This window comes from Aquitalea sp. ASV15, assembly GCF_016429115.1.
GTDB lineage: Bacteria > Pseudomonadota > Gammaproteobacteria > Burkholderiales > Chromobacteriaceae > Aquitalea > Aquitalea magnusonii.
Genome location: NZ_JAELTZ010000038.1, coordinates 1 through 18,846 on the forward strand (window position 1 = coordinate 1; position 18,846 = coordinate 18,846).

The 18,846-nt window shown below is 62.6% G+C and carries 17 protein-coding genes; 11 read left to right on the forward strand and 6 right to left on the reverse strand.

Annotation, left to right across the window (positions count from 1 at the left end; genetic code table 11):
- Nucleotides 1-404 precede the first annotated feature (404 nt).
- Genes JHD64_RS15455 through parC form a run of 3 tightly spaced genes read right to left on the reverse strand, consistent with a single transcriptional unit; the run spans nucleotide 405 to nucleotide 5,612 of the window.
- Nucleotides 405-1,736 (reverse strand): sigma-54 dependent transcriptional regulator, encoded by a 1,332-nt coding sequence (locus JHD64_RS15455; RefSeq protein ID WP_199054038.1) that lies wholly within the window; start codon nucleotides 1,734-1,736, stop codon nucleotides 405-407.
- Nucleotides 1,729-3,282, reverse strand: coding sequence for a nitrogen regulation protein NR(II) (locus JHD64_RS15460; RefSeq protein ID WP_199053991.1), 1,554 nt, complete (start codon nucleotides 3,280-3,282; stop codon nucleotides 1,729-1,731). Before JHD64_RS15460 ends, JHD64_RS15455 begins: the two co-directional genes overlap by 8 nt.
- Nucleotides 3,282-5,612, reverse strand: coding sequence for a DNA topoisomerase IV subunit A (parC, locus tag JHD64_RS15465; RefSeq protein WP_370540965.1), 2,331 nt, complete (start codon nucleotides 5,610-5,612; stop codon nucleotides 3,282-3,284). The genes JHD64_RS15460 and parC overlap by 1 nt, the downstream gene beginning before the upstream one ends.
- 170 nt (nucleotides 5,613-5,782) lie before the next feature.
- Here parC and JHD64_RS15470 point away from each other — a divergent pair, with 170 nt between their 5' ends.
- The gene (locus tag JHD64_RS15470) at nucleotides 5,783-6,253 is read left to right on the forward strand and encodes a GNAT family N-acetyltransferase (protein ID WP_199053995.1); all 471 of its coding nucleotides are present in this window, start codon (nucleotides 5,783-5,785) and stop codon (nucleotides 6,251-6,253) included.
- Nucleotides 6,254-6,259: 6 nt separating this feature from the next.
- Here the strand turns inward: JHD64_RS15470 and JHD64_RS15475 are convergent, their stop codons facing one another.
- Entirely contained in the window at nucleotides 6,260-6,991 is a 732-nt protein-coding gene (locus JHD64_RS15475) for a BPSS1780 family membrane protein (RefSeq protein WP_199053997.1), read from the reverse strand.
- Nucleotides 6,992-7,317: 326 nt separating this feature from the next.
- Between JHD64_RS15475 and tkt the strand changes: the two genes are divergently transcribed.
- The 9 genes from tkt to mobA all read left to right on the forward strand — a co-directional run bounded on the left by tkt (nucleotide 7,318) and on the right by mobA (nucleotide 15,451).
- Nucleotides 7,318-9,303: a transketolase gene (gene tkt / locus JHD64_RS15480; protein WP_110313387.1), complete on the forward strand. Its 1,986-nt coding sequence runs from the start codon at nucleotides 7,318-7,320 to the stop codon at nucleotides 9,301-9,303.
- Nucleotides 9,304-9,418: 115 nt separating this feature from the next.
- The gene (gap, locus tag JHD64_RS15485; RefSeq protein WP_059285130.1) at nucleotides 9,419-10,432 is read left to right on the forward strand and encodes a type I glyceraldehyde-3-phosphate dehydrogenase; all 1,014 of its coding nucleotides are present in this window, start codon (nucleotides 9,419-9,421) and stop codon (nucleotides 10,430-10,432) included.
- A gap of 401 nt (nucleotides 10,433-10,833) precedes the next feature.
- Entirely contained in the window at nucleotides 10,834-12,009 is a 1,176-nt protein-coding gene (locus JHD64_RS15490; RefSeq protein ID WP_199053999.1) for a phosphoglycerate kinase, read from the forward strand.
- Nucleotides 12,010-12,083: 74 nt separating this feature from the next.
- A complete protein-coding gene (locus JHD64_RS15495; RefSeq protein ID WP_059285129.1) occupies nucleotides 12,084-12,713 on the forward strand; it encodes a LysE family translocator in 630 nt (209 codons plus the stop codon).
- 109 nt (nucleotides 12,714-12,822) lie between these two features.
- A complete protein-coding gene (gene fba / locus JHD64_RS15500; protein ID WP_059285128.1) occupies nucleotides 12,823-13,887 on the forward strand; it encodes a class II fructose-bisphosphate aldolase in 1,065 nt (354 codons plus the stop codon).
- A gap of 77 nt (nucleotides 13,888-13,964) precedes the next feature.
- Complete coding sequence (locus tag JHD64_RS15505; protein WP_199054042.1) at nucleotides 13,965-14,165, forward strand: hypothetical protein; 201 nt, start codon at nucleotides 13,965-13,967, stop codon at nucleotides 14,163-14,165.
- Nucleotides 14,162-14,413, forward strand: a complete 252-nt coding sequence (locus JHD64_RS15510) for a MoaD/ThiS family protein (RefSeq protein WP_059285126.1) — start codon at nucleotides 14,162-14,164, stop codon at nucleotides 14,411-14,413. Before JHD64_RS15505 ends, JHD64_RS15510 begins: the two co-directional genes overlap by 4 nt.
- Nucleotide 14,414: 1 nt before the next feature.
- The gene (locus tag JHD64_RS15515; RefSeq protein WP_199054001.1) at nucleotides 14,415-14,873 is read left to right on the forward strand and encodes a molybdenum cofactor biosynthesis protein MoaE; all 459 of its coding nucleotides are present in this window, start codon (nucleotides 14,415-14,417) and stop codon (nucleotides 14,871-14,873) included.
- On the forward strand, nucleotides 14,870-15,451 hold the full coding sequence (mobA, locus tag JHD64_RS15520) for a molybdenum cofactor guanylyltransferase MobA (RefSeq protein WP_199054003.1): 582 nt from the start codon (nucleotides 14,870-14,872) through the stop codon (nucleotides 15,449-15,451). The genes JHD64_RS15515 and mobA overlap by 4 nt, the downstream gene beginning before the upstream one ends.
- Here the strand turns inward: mobA and JHD64_RS15525 are convergent.
- On the reverse strand, nucleotides 15,399-16,340 hold the full coding sequence (locus JHD64_RS15525; RefSeq protein WP_059285123.1) for a LysR substrate-binding domain-containing protein: 942 nt from the start codon (nucleotides 16,338-16,340) through the stop codon (nucleotides 15,399-15,401). The two genes, mobA and JHD64_RS15525, sit on opposite strands and share 53 nt — an antisense overlap.
- A gap of 198 nt (nucleotides 16,341-16,538) precedes the next feature.
- On the opposite strand from JHD64_RS15525, the gene JHD64_RS15530 reads away from it, so the two are divergent.
- Nucleotides 16,539-17,498: a DMT family transporter gene (locus JHD64_RS15530; protein WP_199054005.1), complete on the forward strand. Its 960-nt coding sequence runs from the start codon at nucleotides 16,539-16,541 to the stop codon at nucleotides 17,496-17,498.
- Between the two features lie 243 nt (nucleotides 17,499-17,741).
- On the opposite strand, the gene aroG is transcribed toward JHD64_RS15530, so the two are convergent.
- Nucleotides 17,742-18,818 (reverse strand): 3-deoxy-7-phosphoheptulonate synthase AroG, encoded by a 1,077-nt coding sequence (gene aroG / locus JHD64_RS15535; RefSeq protein WP_199054007.1) that lies wholly within the window; start codon nucleotides 18,816-18,818, stop codon nucleotides 17,742-17,744.
- Between the last annotated feature and the right edge of the window lie 28 nt (nucleotides 18,819-18,846).

The window sequence follows — 18,846 nt, forward strand, 5'->3', positions numbered from 1 at the left end:
TCACACCTATCGGTTATTCTGTTTTTTAAAGAGCGGTGCAGGTCGCTGCGTTTCGTTTCCGTCGCTGCGTTGTCTGCTGAGGAGGCGAACTATACCGCCCTGCCCTACCCTCGTCAACACTTTGTGCAAAGAAATCTGCACATTCCAGCAAAATCCCGGCCCGCTGCACGCTAAGTAACTGAGCAGCAAGCAACTATGTCGAGAGGGTTTTATTACAGCTTTGCTGCAAGTACAGCGCAGCCGATGGATAACAGCCTGCGCCTGCCATGAAAACCGGGCGATCTGACGCAAAAAGCCGGCCTCATCCACCACACAGGCAGCAAAAAGCCCGGCGGGGCCGGGCTTTTTGCATGCTGCTCTCTATATAGATATGGATATGCTGATGACGCGCTACTGCAGCTTGCTTATTTGATGCCCAGCCTATCCATGCGGTAGCGCATGGAGCGGAAGGTGAGACCCAGCAGCTTGGCCGCCTGGGTGCGGTTGAAGCGGGTGGCATCCAGTGCCTTGAGAATGGCCTCGCGCTCGACGCGGTCGAGAAAGTCCTGCAATGGTTCGCTGCCGGCGTATTCGGCATTCTGTTCATCGTCGGACTGCGCGCAGGGTGTCAGTTGCAGGTCGAGTACGTCGACCTTGTCGTCGCCAGCCAGGGCGATGGCACGCTCCAGGATGTTTTCCAGCTCGCGGAAATTGCCAGGGTAGTTATACGCCAGCATGGCCTTGACGGCGTCCGGGGTCAGCCGGGGCCGGCTGTCGGCGGTGGCGAAGCGGTCGAGCAGTGCGCCGATGAAGCGGGGAATGTCGTCGCGCAGTTCGCGCAGCGGCGGCATGCGCAGTGGCAGTACATTCAGCCGGTAATACAAGTCCTGGCGGAACTGGCCGGCCTCGACCAGCGTGGCCAGGTCTTTGTGGGTGGCGCAGATGATGCGGACATCGACGGCTTCTTCTTGCGGGCTGCCCAGCTTGCGTACTTTCTTTTCCTGAATGGCACGCAGCAGCTTGACCTGCATGGCCAGCGGCAGGTCGGCGACTTCATCGAGAAACAGCGTGCCGCCATTGGCCTGCTGGAAAAAACCGTCGCGCTCGCTGTCGGCGCCGGTAAAAGCGCCCTTGCGATAGCCGAAGAACTCGCTTTCCATCAGGTTTTCCGGAATGGCGCCGCAATTGACCGGTACGAAGGGGCGCTCGACGCGTGCGCTTTGTTCGTGAATCAGCCGGGCGGCTTGCTCCTTGCCGGTGCCGGATTCGCCACTGATGTAGACGGCGGCCTGACTGCGCGCCAGCTTGTCCACCATGCGGCGTACTTCCAGCATGGCCGCCGAATCGCCCACCAGCCGCTCGACACTGAGCGGCTTGCCATTGCCTTCGACCTTTAATACGGATTTCACCAGGGTGCGCAGCTGCGCCAGGCTGATGGGCTTGGACAGATAGTCGAAGGCTCCGGCTTTCATGGCACGGACGGCACTTTCGGTGCTGCCATAGGCGGTGATGATGGCACTGGGAATATCCAGCGACTGGTCGGCAATGAATTGCACCACCTCGATACCTTCGCCATCCGGCATGCGCATGTCGGTAAGGACCAGGTCGAAGGGCTCGCGTGCCAGACGGGCGGTGGCTTCGCCGACATTGCCGGCGGTGACCACTTCCAGGCCCATCTTGATCAGGGTGAGCTCCAGCAGTTCGCGGATATCCGGTTCGTCGTCGACGACCAGCACGCGCAAGGCTTTCTTATTCATAGGCATGATGACAGCTTAAACGGAAAACGCCGCCCGGTGGGATGTAGTCGAGCCGGGCATCATTGGCCTCGGCCAGTTCGCGGGCGATATACAAGCCCAGGCCGGTACCGCTGCTTTCCGTGGTAAAGAAGGGCTCGAACAGGTGTGACTGGGCCTCGTCGTTCATGCCGGGGCCATCGTCGATGACGCGGATCAGCACTTGCGACTCCAGCTGGCTGATTTCGATCTGCACCGCCCCATGCACGCGCGAGGAGTGGCGCCAGGCATTGGCCACCAGATTGGACAGGATCTGTCCCAGGTGGCCACGGTCGAAATACACGCTGCTGCTGCAGTGAAAGGTGGTGAGGATGCGCCCGGCCGCTTCCGGCTGGGCCATGCCGAACTGTTCGAGAAAGTCGGCCAGGAATTGCGACAGCTTGATGGTTTCGGTCTTGACCCGGTCGCGCCGGCCCAGCATCAGCACTTCTTCCACCAGTCCGTTGATGCGGCGGGCGTTGTCGCGCACGATGCGGGTCAGCCTTTGCGTGGCGGCATCTTCCGCGCCTTCGGCCAGCAGGTCGCCGGCGTGGGAGATGGCGGCCAGCGGATTGCGGATTTCATGGGCGATATTGGCGGTGAGCCGGCCCAGTGCCGCCAGCTTGATGCGTTTGGCTTCTTCGGCCATGTCGGCCATGTCGCGCAGGAACATCACCACGCCACGCAGATCACCGGCCAGAATCGGCACCATGCGCCCGGCCAGCTGGCGGCCGCGCACATTGCGCTCGACAAATACCGGCATGGGCGAATGGCTGTTCAGGCGCCAGCGTTCGACAATCGGGGCCAGTTCCGGCAGCAGGATGCCGCGCTGCATGCCGGGGAAATAGCGTACCGCCTGGGCATTGAACTGGCGGACGGTGCCGGTTTCATCCAGCACGATGACGGCGTCGCGCTGGCTTTGCAGCACCAGCTCATTCAGCCGGTTAAGGTTGGCAATTTCGCCGCCACGGCGCGAGGCCAGTTCTTCCGACTCGCGTGCCACGCGCGCCAGCTGGTAGGTGACCATCGAAGTCACGAAGCCGGCCAGCGACAGCAAGCCGGTCTGGAACAGGTCGGCGGTACTGCCAAACAGCACTTCGTGACGGTAATGCTCGTAGCCCACGTAGCCGAACAGGCTGGCGGTGGCAATGGAGGCATAGAACAGGGCATAGCGGCCGGAGGACAGCAGGCCGGCCACCGCCAGATAGGGCAGCAGCAGCATGCCATAGCCGCTTTTCACCCCGCCGTTCATGCCCATCAGCAGCACGATCATCAGGATGTCCGCCGCAATGGCCAGCGACAGTTGCAGGGTGTGGGCGATCTTGCCGGTGCGCAGGGCAAACCAGCAGAGGATCAGCCCGGCATACACCGCCGACCACAGATAGAAACGCGCACCACCGTCGACCAGCGGCTGTCCTTCCGTGCCTTGCAGCAGGGACATGAACAGCAGCACCAGCAGCATCAGGGCGCGGAAGCCGTTGACGAAAGCCAGTGCCTTGCGCGGGGTCAGCGGCAGCGAGCGGTCCAGCATCAGGCGGTCTCGACCGAGGGCAGGTCAGTAATGGCGGACACGGTCCATTTCTTCGGCATCAGCTTGCCTTTTTTGCCACGCTTGGCGTCGAACTCGGCCAGTGCCAGTTTTTCGTCGGCCACCTTGCCGCGCACCGATACCGTGGCCAGCAGCGCCTTGTCGCCCTTGACCAGACCGATGGCGGTGACCGACTCCCCGGCCTCCAGCCCCATCAGCATCAGGCCACGACCCTTGGCCATTTCCTTGAGTTCGCCGGCGGGGAAGGCCAGCAGACGGCCATTGTCCGCCGCCGCCACCAGCCGCAGCGCCGCCAGATCGGCATGGGCGGCCACCGCCACCGGGGTCAGCACGCTTTCCCCCTCGTCCAGCGTCATGAAGGCCTTGCCTGCCTTGACCCGGCCCGCCATGTCGGACAGCTTGGCGACAAAACCATAGCCGCCGGAGCCGGCCACCACGAAGCGGGCCTCGTCCTTGCCGGAAATCATCTGCGCCGGCTTGGCGTTGTCCTGCAGGTCCACCAGCGAGGCCACCGGCACGCCGTCGCCACGCCCGGTGGGCACATCCGCCGGGTCGATGGTGTAGGCGCGGCCCTTGTTGTCCAGCACGATGACCGACCACACGGTGCGGGTTTCCACCACGGTGTGCAGGCCATCGCCATCCTTGAAGGCCAGCGCTGACAGATCGACATTGTGGCCGACGCGGGCGCGGATCCAGCCCTTTTGCGACAGGATGATGGTGACCGGCTCGTCGGCGATGGTCTGGGTGAGCACGGCGCGCTCGGCCGCCTTGATTTCACTGCGCCGCTTGTCGCCGTACTTGGCGGTGTCGGCCATGATTTCGTCGCGGATCAGCCGGGTGAGGGCGTCCGGGGTATCCAGCACATGGCGCAGGCCTTCGCGCTCTTCGCGCAGCTCGGACAGCTCCTTCTCCAGCTTGAAACCTTCCAGCCGCGCCAATTGGCGCAGACGGATTTCCAGAATGTCCTCGGCCTGCGCTTCGGACAGGCCGAAGGCTTTCATCAGGTCGGGCTTGGGTTCGTCCGATTCACGGATGACGCGGATGACTTCATCGATATGGATGAAGGCAATCATGCGGCCTTCCAGAATATGAATGCGCTTTTCCACCTGGCCCAGGCGATGCTTGAGGCGGCGGGTGACGGTGCTGCGGCGGAAATCGATCCACTCGGACAGAATGGCCTTGAGTCCCTTCTGCGCCGGGCGGCCATCCAGACCGATCATCACCAGGTTCATCGAGGCATTGCCTTCCAGGCTGGTTTGCGCCAGCAGGATGTTGATGAACTCGTCCGGGTCCTGGCGGCTGGACTTGGGTTCGAACACCAGCCGCACCGGGCACTGGCTGTCCGATTCGTCGCGCACGCGGTCCAGCAACGACAGCATCAGGCTCTTGAGGTTTTGTTGCTCCTGCGTCAGCGCCTTCTTGCCGGTCTTGAGCTTGGGATTGGTCGCTTCTTCGATCTCGGCCAGCACCTTTTGCGCCGACGAGCCGGGCGGCAGCTCGGAGACGATGACGCGCCACTGGCCACGCGCCAGTTTTTCCACTTCCCACTTGGCGCGCACGCGCACGCTGCCGCGGCCACCTTCATAGGCAGCCAGGATGTCGTCGAAGGGGGTGATGATCTGGCCGCCGCCGGGGAAGTCCGGGCCGGGAATGTAGTCCATCAGCTCGCGCGTCGTCAGCTCCGGATTGGCCAGCAAGGCCAGACAGCCGCGTGCCACTTCGGTCAGATTATGCGGTGGGATTTCCGTGGCCATGCCCACGGCAATGCCGGAAGCGCCGTTGAGCAGCACCATGGGCAGGCGCGCCGGCAGCAGGGCGGGTTCTTCGAAGGCGCCATCGTAATTCGGTACGAAATCCACCGTGCCCATGTCGATTTCGCCCAGCAGCAGTTCGGCAATGGGGGTGAGGCGTGCTTCGGTGTAACGCATGGCGGCGGCACCGTCACCATCGCGGCTGCCGAAGTTACCCTGGCCGTCGATCAGCGGATAGCGCAGGGTGAAGTCCTGCGCCATGCGCACCAGCGCCTCGTAGGCCGAGCTGTCGCCATGCGGGTGGTATTTACCCAGGATTTCACCCACCACCCGCGCTGATTTCACCGGCTTGGCACCATGCGCCAGACCCATGTCGCGCATGGCATACAGAATGCGCCGCTGCACCGGCTTCTGGCCGTCGGCCACTTCCGGCAGCGCGCGGCCCTTGACCACGCTCATGGCGTACTCGAGATAGGCGCGTTCGGCATAGACATCCAGCGGGATCCAGTCGCCCGTCAGCGCGTCGACCGGCGGAGCCGGTGGCGCAGGGGGAACCAGCATGCCGGCAGCGGGCAGCGCTTCGTCAAAGAGATCGTTACTGTTCATGGGGCAGGGCTTGCTTGTGTGATAGGGTTTCAGCTTGTTCATCTGCAGTGCCGCCCAGCTGCACACCGGCCATCAGCCGGGGAGGGCAGGGCACTGCGCCATTCATTATCGAGGGCAATTCTACTATGGCCAGCCTGTTGCAGTGGCAATGCCACCCGTTTGAGGGTTTTACCCCGCACGCACTGTATGAAATGCTGCAGTTGCGCGACCGGGTTTTCGTACTGGAACAACAATCCATCTACGGCGATGTCGACGGCGTCGACCTGCATTGTCACCACCTGCTGGGGCGCGACGACCAGGGCCGCTTGCTGGGCTATGCCCGGCTGATTGCCCCTGGCAGCAAATACCCGGATGCCGCCGCCATTGGCCGTGTGGTGCTGGAACCGGCCGCGCGTGGCAAGGGCCTTGGCAACCAGCTGCTGGCCGAGGCCGTGGCGCACAGTCTGCGCCTGTATCCTGGCGCACCCATCATGCTGTCAGCCCAGACTGCCGCCCAGGGTTTGTACGAACGCTTTGGCTTTGTCGCCGTGTCCGAACCCTATGACGATGGCGGCATCCTGCATGTGGACATGCGCCGCAGCACCCTGGCCGCCTAAGCCAGCTCAGGCTTGCCGTACTGCGAACAGGTCTTTCCAGCCGGTATAGGCCGTGACATACAGCACCGGAAACCACAGCAGCAGGCCCAGGCCCAGCGGCAGCAGCGCGAGAAACAGCAGCAGTGCCAGCATGAAGGCCGACAGCAACACCGCCGGCCAGTTGGCGATACCGGCGCGGAAGCTGTCACGCAAGGCCTGCCACGGCCCCAGGCCGTTCAGCACCACCAGTGCCGGAGCAAACCAGTAACACAGGCTGAGCAGAAACATCAGCGCAGAGGTGAGCAGCATGAAGGGGGCAATGGGGCCGCTGAGCTGTGGCAGCTCCTGCCCGGCCTGCGGCGCCGCCATATGGATGCCCAGCATGGGCATCAGCGCACTGAGCAGCATCATCGCCAGCAGCAGTAGTGCCAGATACAACATTCCCACATTCAGCAAGGGCCGCAGTGCCAGACGAAATCCGGCAAACAGCGCTGCCATTTTCAGCTCCACGCCCTGCTCGGCCTGTTGCGCCGCCAGCACAAAAGCAGCGGCAAAAATGGGCGCCAGAAAAAAGGTGAGCGGGGCGCCCAGCAGCGGAATGGCCGCCACGGCAAAGTGGATGAGCAAATAGCTGCCGGCCAGCAGCATCCAGGTCAGCGGCTGCTGCCGCACCAGGTAAAAAGCCTGCACGATCCAGCGCCAGCCCTGTGTGTAGCCCACTTTGCGTGCATCGACGCGTGCCGAGAAATCAGTCTGCATGCTTGTCCCTGTCTGAATGGCTGGTGGTGAAATGTGGAAAACATCCGCCGACTGTCAATGAGGCGAGGGGGTGGCGTCAAGCCCGCACACCGGCGGCACAGTGGCAGGGTGAGTCTGCCACCATGCCGTCACACCGGCACGGGGCATTGAAATTGCATGAAACTGGCGCACTACCTGCGCCGTGAAGGTTGCCGCAATGCGGCAAAATCAGGGATAATTCCATGATTTAGCGACGGTTAATCCATGCCAGCGCCATGCGCCGGCAGAAAATCACTGTCGTACCGGTTCTGTCCCGCCCCCTTTACTGTTTTTGAGGTTTTCCCGAAATGGTCACCCGAACCGAGCTAGCCAACGCCATTCGTTTCCTGTCTATGGATGCAGTGGAAAAGGCCAAATCCGGTCACCCCGGCGCCCCGATGGGCATGGCTGATATCGCCGAAGTGCTGTGGCGCGATCACCTGAAGCACAATCCCGCCAATCCTTCCTGGTCCAACCGTGACCGCTTCGTGCTCTCCAACGGGCACGGCTCCATGCTCATCTACAGCCTGCTGCACCTCACCGGCTACGATCTGTCCATCGATGACCTCAAGAACTTCCGCCAACTGCATTCCAAGACGCCGGGTCACCCGGAATACGGTTATGCACCGGGCGTGGAAACCACCACTGGCCCGCTAGGCCAGGGCATCACCAATGCGGTGGGCATGGCGCTGGCGGAAAAAATGCTGGCCGCCCAGTTCAACCGCGACGGCCACACCATTGTTGACCACAACACCTGGGTCTTCCTGGGTGATGGTTGCCTGATGGAAGGCATCAGCCACGAAGCCTGCTCGCTGGCCGGCACCTGGGGCCTCAACAAGCTGATCGCTTTCTGGGACGACAACGGCATCTCCATCGACGGTCACGTCGAAGGCTGGTTCACCGACAATACCCCGGCCCGCTTCGAAGCCTACGGCTGGCAGGTGATCAAGAACGTCAACGGCCACGATCCGGTGGAAATCGCCACTGCCATCGAAACCGCCAAGAAGGGCGACCGCCCGACGCTGATCTGCTGCAAGACCACCATCGGCTTTGGCTCGCCCAACAAGCAAGGCACCCACGACGTACACGGCGCGCCGCTGGGCGCAGCGGAAATTGCCGCCGCGCGCGAAACGCTGAACTGGCCGCACGCGCCGTTTGAAATTCCGGCCGAGATCTACGCGGCCTGGAGCGCGCGCGACAAGGGCGCACTGGCCGAGATCGCATGGAACAAGCAGTTTGACGCCTATCGCGCCGCTTACCCGGAACTGGCTGCCGAATTCGAACGCCGCATGCAGGGCGAACTGCCGGCAGCCTGGGCCGAAGCCCGCGATGCCGCCATCGCCAAGATCGTCGACGCTGCGCAGACCGTGGCCACCCGCAAGGCCAGCCAGATTGCGCTGGAAGCCTTCTCGCCCAGCCTGCCGGAATTTGTCGGCGGTTCGGCCGACCTGACCGGCTCCAACCTGACCAACTGGTCTGGTTCCAAGTGGATAGACGCTGCTGGCAACGGCAACTACATCAGCTATGGCGTACGCGAGTTCGGCATGGCCGCCATCATGAACGGCATGACTCTGCACGGTGGCCTGCGCCCCTACGGCGGCACCTTCCTGATGTTCAGCGAATACGCCCGCAATGCGCTGCGCATGGCCTCGCTGATGAAGATCAACCCGGTGTTCGTGTTCACTCACGACTCCATCGGTCTGGGTGAAGACGGCCCGACCCACCAGCCGGTCGAGCAAGTGGCCACGCTGCGCATGATCCCGAATCACCACACCTGGCGTCCGTGTGACACCACGGAAGCCGCGGTGGCCTGGGCCCATGCCATCGAGCAAAAGACCACCCCGAGCAGCCTGATCCTCAGCCGCCAGAACCTGCCTTTCGTGCAGCGTGATGCGCAGCAGGTGCAGGACATCGCCCGTGGCGGCTATGTGCTGCGCGATGCAGCCGATGCCAAGGCCGTGCTGATTGCCACCGGTTCGGAAATCGAACTGGCGCTGAAAGCACAGGAAGCGCTGGCCGCCGAAGGCATCGCCGTGCGCGTGGTGTCCATGCCCTGCACCAATGTGTTCGACCAGCAGGACAAGGCCTGGCAGCAAAGCGTGCTGCCGGCCGGCCTGCCGCGTCTGGCCATTGAAGCCGGTGTGCCGGACTTCTGGCGCAAGTATGTCGGTCTGGAAGGCGATGTGGTCGGCATAGCCCACTTCGGCGAATCCGCTCCGGCAGGCGTGCTGTTCAAGGAATTCGGCTTCACCGTCGACAATGTCGTCGCCAAGACCAAGAACATCATCCAATAAATAAAGCACAGGCCACCCCATCCAAAAACAAAGCAGGGGTGGCCTTATTTTCATGGTGTCTCCATTCTGACCCGCACCCGCGGGGAGGCACCAGACTTTCCGGGAGAGTAATAGCATGACCATTCGCATCGCGATCAATGGCTACGGCCGCATTGGCCGACAGGTACTGCGCGCCATTTACGAATACGATCTGCACAACGATTTCAAGGTGGTTGCCGTCAACGCCACTGGCGATCTGGCCACCAACGCCCACCTGACCAAGTTCGACACCGTGCACGGCCGCTTTCCGGCAGACATCGCTCATGACGAAGAAAACCTGCTGATCAACGGCGAGAAGATTCCCTTCTTCTCCACCCGCAACCCGGCCGAACTGCCGTGGAAAGCGCTGGATGTGGACCTGGTACTGGAATGTACCGGTGCCTTCACCAGCAAGGAAAAGTGCCAGGTCCACCTGGACGCCGGTGCCAAAAAGGTACTGATTTCCGCACCGGGCGGCGACGACGTTGATGCCACCATCGTCTACGGTGTGAACCACGATGTGCTGACCAGCGCCATGACCGTGGTGTCCAACGCCTCCTGCACCACCAACTGCCTGGCACCGGTGGCCAAGGCACTGAACGACACCATTGGCGTGACCAAGGGCCTGATGACCACCATCCACGCCTTTACCAACGACCAGGTGCTGACCGACGTGCGTCACAAAGACCTGCGCCGTGCCCGCTCCGCCACCGAAAACATGATCCCCACCAAGACCGGTGCCGCCAAGGCCGTGGGCCTGGTGCTGCCGGAACTCAAGGGCAAGCTGGATGGCTTCGCCGTGCGCGTTCCCACCATCAATGTGTCGCTGGTGGACCTGACCTTCAAGTCTGGCCGTGACACCACCAAGGACGAGGTCAACGCAATCCTGCAGGCTGCTGCCGAAGGCCCGATGAAGGGCGTGCTGGGCTTCAACACCCTGCCGCTGGTTTCTTCCGACTTCAACCACAGCACCGAAGCCTCCACCTTTGACGCCACCCTGACCAAGGTGACTGGCGGCAATATGGTGAAGGTACTGGCCTGGTACGACAACGAGTGGGGCTTCAGCAACCAGATGCTGAAAACCGCACGCGCCATGTTCGAAGCCAAGTAACAAGTAATCCGCCGGCCCGACAGGGCCGTGCTGCTGGAAACCGGCAGGCCGGTCATCACCGTCCCTGCCTGCCGGCTACCATGAACGACCCGCTGGCGCCCCGGTAGAGCCTCGCTCCCGCCCAGCCTCCGCCATGGTGGCGGCCCGTATTCGCGCTGCAGCTAGCAGCCTGCCGCCAGCCGTGCAAGCCCATACTGCTGTAATAAATACACTACTTGATCTGGTATCTGTTAAGCGTGCGGGCAGCCCGGTACAGTAGCTGACAGCAACAGCACCGCAGCAGGCCATCCCACCGGGAATGAGCTTGGCGCTCACGCTGTCGCCGCCCTGAACAACGGTAGTACGGCCTTCCCCACGAAGGCGGTCGCCAATTGCATCCAACAGATAAAAGCGAGCCACCGATGAAATTCAACAAACTGACCGAGCTGGATCTGGCCGGCAAACGCGTGCTGATCCGTGTTGACATGAACGTGCCGGTGAAAAATGGCGTGATCGGCGACGACACCCGCATCCGCGCCAGCCTGCCGTCCATCGAACACAGCCTGAACGCCGGTGCCGGCGTCATCCTGATGACCCACCTGGGCCGCCCTACCGAAGGCGAACCCAAGCCGGAAGACAGCCTGGCTCCGGTGGTGGAACGCCTGTCCACCCTGCTGGGCAAGCCGGTACGCCTGGTTGCCGACTGGCAAGCCGGCCTGAGCGTAGCTGCCGGTGAGGTGGTGATGCTGGAAAACGTGCGCCTGAACAAGGGCGAGAAAAAGAACAATGCCGAGCTGGGCCAGGCCTACGCCAGCCTGTGCGACGTGTTCGTCAACGATGCCTTTGGCACCGCCCACCGCGCCGAGGCCTCCACCCACGCCGTGGCCCAGTTTGCCCCCACCGCTTGCGCCGGCATCCTGCTGGCGGCCGAACTGGACGCGCTGGGCAAGGCCCTGCTGGCCCCGGCCCGTCCGCTGGTGGCCATTGTGGCCGGCTCCAAGGTTTCCACCAAGCTGACCATTCTGGAAGCCCTGGCCGACAAGGTGGACCAGTTGATCGTCGGTGGCGGCATTGCCAACACCTTCCTGCTGGCCGAAGGCAAGAACATCGGCAAATCGCTGGCCGAAGCCGACCTGGTCGACGAAGCGAAGAAGGTGATTGCCAAGATCCGCGCCCGTGGCGGCGATGTACCGCTGCCCAGCGACGTGGTGTGCGCCACCGAATTTGCCGAAAGCGCCGTCGCCACCACCAAGCCGGTGGCCGAAGTTGGCGCTGACGACATGATTCTGGACATCGGCCCCGACTCCGCCGCCGAACTGGCGGGCATCATCGCCAAGGCCGGCACCGTGGTATGGAACGGCCCGGTCGGCGTCTTCGAGTTCGACCAGTTCGGTAACGGCACCAAGACCCTGGCCCAGGCCATCGCCCAGTCGCCGGCCTTCTCCATTGCCGGTGGCGGTGACACCCTGGCGGCGATTGCCAAGTACGGCATCACCGATGACATCAGCTATATCTCCACCGGTGGTGGCGCTTTCCTGGAATTCCTGGAGGGCAAGACCCTGCCGGCGGTAGCCATTCTGAGCGAACGCGCCGCCTGATCGCAGTCATCACCACATGCAAGTGAATGGCGCGGCTATCGTGCCATTCTCCCCACCCTTGCCGGAGTACTGCCATGCCCTTGAATACCTGGTTGCTGTTTGTCACCACCGTGTTTTTTGTTTCCGCCACCCCCGGCCCCAACATGCTGCTGGCCATGACCCACGGCATTCACCATGGCGTGCGTCGCACCGCCGTGACTTGCCTGGGGCTGATGAGCGGCCTGGGCATCATCATGCTGGGTTCGGCCGCCGGCCTGGGTGCCTTGCTGGCTGCATCGGAACAACTGTTTTCTATCGTAAAATACGCCGGTGCCGCTTATCTGATTTACCTGGGCATCAAGACCTGGCGCGCGATACCGCAACCGGTAACGGAAGTGGCCGACGACGAAAGTATCCGCCACACGCCCTGGATGATGTTCCGCACCGGTTTTCTGGTGTCGATGAGCAATCCCAAGGCCTTTATCTTTTTCACCGCGCTGTTTCCGCAGTTCATGGATGCGCGCCTGCCGCAGGGGCCGCAGCTGGCGGTGCTGGCGGCCACGTTTTACGTGATCGAGGCATCCTGGCAGTTTGCCTATGCCAGTGGCGGAGCCCGCCTGGCCGGCTGGCTCAATAGCGCCCGCCGTCTGAAACTGGTGAACCAGGTATCCGGCGGGGCCTTTGTCGGTGCCGGCCTGTTGTTGTCCGGTGTGTCCCGCCATTAGGCGGCTTGCATTACCCGTATTCCTGATTGGATTGCCGCTGTATCCCGGCAGGCAGTCCCCGATTTGAAACCCATGCCGCCCAACCGCGGCATGACCTGAGGAGATTTTCATGGCACTCGTTTCCATGCGTCAGCTGCTGGACCATGCAGCCGAATTCAGCTACGGCCTGCCGGCTTTCAACGTCAACAACCTGGAACAGATGCGCGCCATCATGGAAGCCGCCGACAAGTGCGATGCACCGGTGATCGTGCAAGCCTCGGCCGGTGCCCGCAAATACGCCGGCGCACCCTTCCTGCGCCACATGATCCTGGCCGCGGTGGAAGAATTCCCGCATATCCCGGTGGTGATGCACCAGGACCACGGCACCAGCCCGGACGTATGCCAGCGCTCCATCCAGCTGGGCTTCTCTTCCGTGATGATGGACGGCTCGCTGAAAAGCGATGGCAAAACCCCGGCCAACTACGACTACAACGTGGAAGTGACCCGCACCGTGGTCAACTTCGCCCATGCCTGCGGCGTGTCGGTGGAAGGTGAAATCGGCTGCCTGGGCAGCCTGGAAACCGGCATGGCCGGCGAAGAAGACGGCGTGGGCGCCGAAGGCGTACTGGACCACAGCCAGCTGCTGACCGACCCGGAAGAAGCCGCCCGCTTCGTCAAGGACACCGGCGTGGATGCCCTGGCCATTGCCATCGGCACCAGCCACGGCGCGTACAAGTTCAGCAAGAAGCCCACCGGCGACGTGCTGCGCATCGACCGCATCAAGGAAATCCACGCCCGCATCCCCAATACCCATCTGGTGATGCACGGTTCCTCCTCGGTACCGCAGGAATGGCTGCAGATCATCAACGAATTCGGTGGTGAGCTGGGCGAAACCTATGGCGTGCCGGTAGAAGAAATCGTCGAAGGCATCAAGCACGGCGTGCGCAAGGTGAATATCGACACCGACCTGCGCCTGGCCTCCACCGGTGCCATCCGCCGCTTCCTGGCGCAAAACCCGAAGGAATTCGACCCGCGCAAATACCTGAAAGCCTCCACCGAGGCCATGCGCGATATCTGTATCGCCCGCTACGAAGCCTTCGGTGCCTGCGGTCAGGCCAGCAAGATCAAGGCCATCAATCTGGACACCATGGCCAATCTGTATCTGAAGGGCCAGCTGGCGCAGATCGTCAAATAAGCTGCCACCGCTGAATCGACCAACCCGCTGCCTGCAGCGGGTTTTTTCTTGGCCGCGCCATACTGGCCGACCGCAGCATGACCATCTCCCCCATCAGCAGCATTGGCGCAAGCCACGCCATTGCTTACACTGCAGCCATGGCCGATCTCTTATCTCCCCTGGAATGGTTTTTCGTCGTCCTGCTGGCCGTGGTGCCATTGCTGGGACTGGGTTTTCATCTGTGGATCATGCTGCTGGGACATGGCAAGGCCAGCACACAAGCGGAAGACAAGTCATGAAACTGAACATGGTGTATTTTGCCCGGCTGAAAGACAGCTTTGGCACCAGCCAGGAAAGTCTGGAAACCGACGCGACAAGCGTGGCCGAACTATTGGTGGAGCTGCGCCAGCGTGGTGGCAGCTGGGCCACGGAACTGGGCCATGGCAAGACATTCCGCGTGGCCTGCAATCAGGAGCTGGCCGGCCCGGACAGTGCACTGCGTGATGGCGATGAAGTTGCCATCTTCCCACCCGTGACCGGGGGCTGAGATGTCGCCCTTTACTGTAAGCGTGCAAAGCGGGCGCTTTGATGCCGGAGCGGAAATCGACCGGCTGTCGCGCAATCCGGCCTGCGGCGCAGTGGTGAGTTTCAGCGGCCTGGTGCGCGATTATGGCGACCGCCAGGATGTGGCTGCACTGGAGCTGGAACACTATCCGGGCATGACGGAAAAAGCCCTGCACACCATCATCGGACAGGCGCGGGAGCGCTGGCAGCTGCAAGCCGCCACCATCATCCATCGCATCGGTTATCTCGCGCTGGGCGAGCCCATCGTGCTGGTGGTCACCGCCTGCAGCCATCGCAAGGATGCCTTTGCCGCGGCGGAATTCCTGATGGACTTTCTCAAGACCGCCGCCCCCTTCTGGAAGAAGGAAATCCTGCAGGATGGCAGCGCCCACTGGGTGGAAGCCAAACACAGCGATCAGGCTGCCAGCGGCCGCTGGCAATGAGCTACACCGCATTGATTCTGGCCGGCGGGCAGGCCCGCCGCATGGGCGGGGTGGACAAGGGGCTGGTGAAGCTGGCCGGCCGGCCGCTGATCGCGCATACCTTGCAAGCACTGGCGCAACAAAGCCAGCCGCCACAACACATCCTGATTTCTGCCAATCGCCATCTGGATGAATACGCGGCGTACGGGCATCCGGTATTGCCGGACACACTGCCTGATTACCCTGGCCCGCTGGCTGGCTTGCTGGCGGGCATGCAGGCGGCACCGGACGCCACCCTGCTGCTGCTGCCCTGCGATGCGCTTGTTCTACCAAAGGAGTTTGCCGCCCGCCTGCTGACAGCCCTGCCGGGGCAACAGGTGGTCAGCGCCAGCGACCCGGCCCAATGGCATCCCAGCCTGCTGGCCTTGCAGCCGGGGCTGGCCGCTGCGCTGACGGCTTATCTGGCGAGCGGGGGGCGCTCCATCCGTGGCTGGCTGGCCGGGCTGCAACACCAGAGCGTGCACTTCGCGCAGAGCCTGCCCAATCTCAATACCCTGGATGACGTCCGTCAGCTGGAACGGCAGTGGCCGGCTGGCTGACACTGTCCAGCAGCCAGTGCTTGAACAGCCGGGCATTGTCGCTCAGTGATTTGTGGCGGGGATGGGCGAGAAAATCCACCTTGCCGCTGACAAAGGCAAACGGCCCCAGGCGCTTGAGCACCCCCTGCTGCAGCAGGTCATGCGCCATGAATTCCCAGCCCAGCCCTATGCCCATGCCTTGCAGCACCGCATTGAAGGCCAGCGTCACCTGATTGAACATCGGCACCCGTGCCGGCGGGGTATAGGCCAGACCAAAATGGCCGAACCAGTCATGCCAGTTGATGCAGTTCCAGGCCGAGGAGTCCAGCTGGATCAGCGGCAGGGCGGCCAGCTGCTCCACCTGGGTGACCGCCGGGTAGTCGAGCTGGGCGCTGTACACCGGGTAAACAATCTCGGGAAACAAGGGCTCGGCCGCCAGCGAACTCCAGCGCCCGTCACCATAGAAAATGGCAAAGTCGTACTCCGCCACGCTGGCCTCGTCCATGCTGTTGCTGGCGTGAATGTTGACGGTAATGTCAGGATGCTGCTGGCTGAAGGCCACCAGGCGCGGGAACAGCCAGAACTGCGCCACGGCATGGGTGCAGTTCACGGTGAGCGTGTGGCGGTTATGCTCGGCCTGCAGCCGTGCCACGCTGTGCAACAGCGATTGCAGCATGGGAGACACCTCGCGCTGCAGCGCCAGCCCGGCCGGCGTGGGCTGGATGCCACGCACCAGCCGCTCGAACAGCGGCAGCTTGAGCCAGTCCTCCAGCGTGCGGATCTGCTTGCTCACCGCGCTCTGCGTCACGCACAGCTCGGTGGCCGCCTTGGTAAAGCTGCCATTGCGCAGCACCGCCTCGAAATGAATCAGGCTTTCCAGCGGTGGCAGGTTCTTCAGATAACGACTCATGCCAGCTCCTCCCCATTGTGACCACCGCATGGTGGCATTCCCGATCCGCATCCTGTCATTGCCATCGCATTAATCCAGATGCGGCGATTACTGACAAGCCATTCCTGCAGGGAATGCGTCAATGCCGAGATATCCTTTGTCTGCCAGCGGGCTGCCGCTTAGTCTTGTGCTGGTAACGGGCAAACAGGAAACAAGCAGATGAAACAAGGTGTGGGATATGCCGCCATGGCCGGGGCCGTGTGGGGACTGGTGCTGATGGTGCCGCAGGTATTGCCGGAATTCAGCCCCTGGCTGCTGTGCGCGGTGCGCTTCAGCCTGTATGGCTTGATTTCCCTGCTGCTGGCGCTACCGCTGGCCAGCCGGCTGCGTGCGCGGCTGCAGCGCGAGGATGTGCTGATGCTGGCGCGGCTGTCGCTGGTGGGCAATCTGCTGTATTTCATCCTGCTGGCCGCCGCCATCCAGCTGGTGGGCATCGCCCCGGCTTCGCTGATTGTCGGCGTGCTGCCGGTCACCATCACCCTGCTGGGGCTGAAGGATGAGGGCGCCTTGTCGCTGCGCCAGTTACGCTGGCCGCTGGCGCTGGTGCTGGCCGGCATTGTCTGCATCAATATCGATACCTTTGGCGGCAGCCATGGCGGTGAGAGCAGCTGGGCACGGCTGAGCGGGGTGCTGGCCGCGCTGGGTGCGCTGGCAAGCTGGAGCTGGTTTGCCGCCAGTAACGCCCGCTATCTGCGCCGGCGGCCTTGCTTCGATAGCCATGAATGGTCCTGCCTGCTGGGCATGGTCACCGGGGTGATGGGGCTGCTGCTGTGGCTGGCTTGCCACTGGCTGGGCCTGCCCATGGTCAGCCATGCCACCACGGCCCAGCACTGGCAGCTGTTCTGGCTGGCCGCTGCCGGCTGCGCACTGGGTGGCTCCTGGCTGGCCAATGCCTTGTGGTATGCCGCAGCCCGCCGTCTGCCGCCCACGCTGTCCGGCCAACTGATCGTGTTTGAAACCGTCTTTGCCTTGCTGTATGGCTTTGTCTGGCTGCAACGCTGGCCACGGCCGCTGGAGCTGGCTGCCATACTGTTGTTACTGGGTGGCGTGTGCTGGGCGGTAAGGCGGCATGCCACGCCAGCAGAAGAGCAAGCCATGCCGGCCTGGCAGGGGAGTTGATTCCGGCGAGTGCCGCACAGAGACAAACCCCCTCTCGCTTTCCGGAAGGAAAGCGAGGCTCCTTTCTTCAAATTGGCAAGGCAAGGGCGGGGGGAAAGGGGAATAGATGGGAAGGCTGCGAAAGCAATATCTTAGTCGAAAGGCCCGGCTTTGCCGGGTCCAGTGCAATCGCACCAAATCACTTTATTAGCAGCCTGAAAAACGCTGCCAAGGCAGCGTTTTTTACTGAGAGAAACAAGCAGCTTACTTGCCGCCGGCCGTACCCAGCTTGGCGCGACGGGCCTTGACCGCATCGGCCAGGGTGGTGAGCAGCTTCTCGGTATCATTCCAGCCGATGCAGGCATCGGTGATGCTCTGGCCATAATTCAGCTCACAGCCGGGCTTCAGATCCTGACGGCCTTCCACCAGGTGGCTTTCCACCATCACCCCGAAGATGTGCTGATCGCCGGCGGCCATCTGGGCGGCCACATCGTCGGCCACTTCCATCTGGCGACGGTAGTCCTTGCGGCTGTTGGCATGGCTGAAATCCACCATCAGCTTTTGCGGCAGGCCCACGGCCGCCAGTTCGGCCGCAGCGGCGCGCACGTGCTCGGCGGAATAATTGGGTTCCTTGCCACCGCGCAGGATGACATGGCAATCCGGATTGCCACCGGTGGACACAATGGCGGAGTGACCGGTCTTGGTCACCGACAGGAAGTGGTGCGACACGCTGGCCGAGCGGATGGCATCCACGGCAATTTTCAGGTTGCCGTCGGTACCATTCTTGAAGCCCACCGGGCAAGACAGGCCGGAGGCCAGCTCGCGGTGTACCTGGCTTTCGGTGGTACGGGCACCGATGGCACCCCAGCTGATCAGGTCGGCAAAGTATTGCGGGGTGATCATGTCGAGGAATTCGGTGGCTGCCGGAATGCCCATGTCGTTGAGCGTCAGCAGCAGGCGTCGCGCCAGGCGCAGGCCGGTATTGATGTCGTAGGATTCGTTCAGGTGCGGGTCATTGATCAGACCCTTCCAGCCCACCGTGGTACGCGGTTTTTCAAAGTAGACACGCATCACCACCACCAGCTCGCCCGCCAGGCTGTTGCGCAGGGTGGAGAGCTTGCGCGCGTATTCGATGGCCGCTTCCGGATCGTGGATGGAACAGGGGCCGATGACCACCAGCAGACGGTCATCCTCGCCGCGCAGCAGGGCCGCGATGTCCTTGCGCGTGGTGTAGATGACTTCGGAAGCGGTTTCGGTAATCGGCAGTTCGTACAGATGGGCGATGGGCGGCAGTAACTCTTTGATTTCGCTGATTCTTACGTCGTCGGTCTGGCGTTGCATGTTTGTCCCTAGCTGATATCGTTTTTAC